This is a genomic window from Falsiroseomonas sp. HC035 (genome assembly GCF_050563525.1).
Classification (GTDB): domain Bacteria; phylum Pseudomonadota; class Alphaproteobacteria; order Acetobacterales; family Acetobacteraceae; genus Falsiroseomonas.
In genome coordinates this window covers 1-274 of the sequence record NZ_JBNXUN010000090.1, presented here as the reverse complement: position 1 = coordinate 274, position 274 = coordinate 1, and the positions used below count along the sequence as shown (strand labels likewise).

At 64.2% G+C, this 274-nt stretch carries 1 protein-coding gene; it reads left to right on the top strand.

Features of this window, described 5'->3' with window-relative positions; all coding sequences use genetic code 11:
• A partial coding sequence (locus ACLF3G_RS29590) for an integrase core domain-containing protein (protein WP_430672950.1) occupies positions 1-274 on the top strand: 274 nt, incomplete at both ends.

Genomic DNA, 274 nt, shown 5'->3' with positions numbered 1-274 from the left:
ACGGCACCGACCGCGCCTGCTGTCCGACAACGGGCCCTGCTATATCGCGGGTGATCTTGCCGAATGGCTGGCCAACAATGCCATGGGCCATGTCCGTGGCGCGCCCTGCCATCCGCAAACCCAGGGCAAGATCGAGCGCTGGCACCAGACCCTGAAGAACCGCATCCTGCTCGAGAACTACTACCTGCCCGGCGACCTCGAGGCGCAGGTCGAGGCCTTCGTCGCTCATTACAACCATCAGCGCTACCACGAGAGCCTGCGCAATCTCACCCCG